This is a genomic window from Glycomyces sp. NPDC021274, from assembly GCF_040641195.1.
Classification (GTDB): Bacteria; Actinomycetota; Actinomycetes; order Mycobacteriales; family Micromonosporaceae; genus Glycomyces.
In genome coordinates, this window is the sequence record NZ_JBFADC010000060.1 from 1 (window position 1) to 1,505 (window position 1,505).

General features: G+C 70.2%; 1 protein-coding gene and 1 pseudogene. One reads left to right on the plus strand and one right to left on the minus strand.

Annotated elements, in window-relative coordinates; all coding sequences use genetic code 11:
• Positions 1 to 1,051: phosphomethylpyrimidine synthase ThiC (gene thiC / locus AB0I03_RS26530; RefSeq protein ID WP_360417338.1), on the plus strand; the 1,051-nt coding region annotated here is incomplete at its 5' end.
• A 158-nt stretch (positions 1,052 to 1,209) separates the two neighbouring features.
• Here thiC and AB0I03_RS26535 read toward each other — a convergent pair.
• Positions 1,210 to 1,505 (minus strand): annotated as a pseudogene (locus AB0I03_RS26535) (hypothetical protein); the annotation flags it as partial.

The window sequence follows — 1,505 nt, forward strand, 5'->3', positions numbered from 1 at the left end:
CCCCGTCCCGATCGGCACCGTCCCCCTCTACCAGGCGCTGGAGAAGGTCGACGGCAAGGCCGAGGAGCTGACCTGGGAGATCTACAAGGACACCGTCATCGAGCAGGCCGAACAGGGCGTCGACTACATGACGGTGCACGCCGGTGTGCTGCTCCGGTACGTCCCGCTCACCGCCAACCGGAAGACCGGCATCGTCTCCCGCGGTGGTTCGATCATGGCGGCCTGGTGCCTGGCGCACCACCAGGAGTCGTTCCTCTACACGCACTTCGAGGAGCTCTGCGAGATCCTCGCCGCCTACGACGTCACCTACTCCCTCGGTGACGGTCTGCGGCCCGGCTCCATCGCGGACGCCAACGACGAGGCGCAGTTTGCCGAGTTGAGGACCCTCGGCGAGCTGAACACCATCGCCAAGCGGCACGGCGTGCAGACCATGATCGAGGGCCCGGGCCACGTCCCGATGCACAAGATCAAGGAGAACATCGACCTCCAGCAGGAGATCTGTGAGGAGGCCCCGTTCTACACGCTCGGCCCGCTCACCACCGACATCGCGCCCGCCTACGACCACATCACCTCCGGCATCGGCGCCGCGATGATCGCCTGGTGGGGCACCGCGATGCTCTGCTACGTCACGCCCAAGGAGCACCTGGGCCTGCCGGACCGCGACGACGTCAAGACCGGCGTGATCACCTACAAGATCGCGGCCCATGCGGCGGACCTCGCCAAGGGCCACCCGGGCGCCCAGGATTGGGACGACGCGCTCTCCGACGCGCGCTTCGAGTTCCGCTGGGAGGACCAGTTCAACCTGGCCCTCGACCCGGACACCGCCCGCGCCTTCCACGACGCGACACTGCCCGCCGAGCCGGCCAAGACGGCCCACTTCTGCTCGATGTGCGGGCCGAAGTTCTGCTCGATGAAGATCAGCCGAAGCATCACGGAGCAGTTCGGCGGCGGCGAGGGCGCGACCCCCGAGGAGGTCAAGGCCGGGATGCTGGAGAAGTCCAAGGAGTTCGCGGCGGCCGGCAACCGGGTGTACCTGCCCATGGCTGACTGAGGAAGGTGAGGGGCAGGCCGTGAAGTGGCCGGGCCTGCCCCGCTTTTCCTTCCTGCCCTCACGGTGAGCGCCGGCGGAGGGCCGAGGTGGAGGGCGGCGCCCGTGCCGCCGTGGAGCGGACGGCCCGGGTTCCTGCTGCTCGGGTTTCCGCCGCTCTGCTACTCGGGCCGGTGGTCCGGACCGCCGTAGTCCGGGCTGGTGAAGTCCGGGCTGGAGTAGCGCGGACGGGACCAGGAGGTGCCGGCGTCGGGGCTGCTGAACCGCGGGCGGGTGTAGCCGAGCGTGGGGGTGCGGCGCTCAGGGGCCGACACGGGGCGGGGGACGTACTGGACCGGATCGTCCGCGGGGTCGGCCGAGGGATCGGCCAGCGCCTCACGGAGGAAGGGCAGCAGTCCGCGGTCCAGCAGGGCCTGTCGCCAGGTCTCGCGGGCGCTGTCCAGCGCGGCGGCCCGCG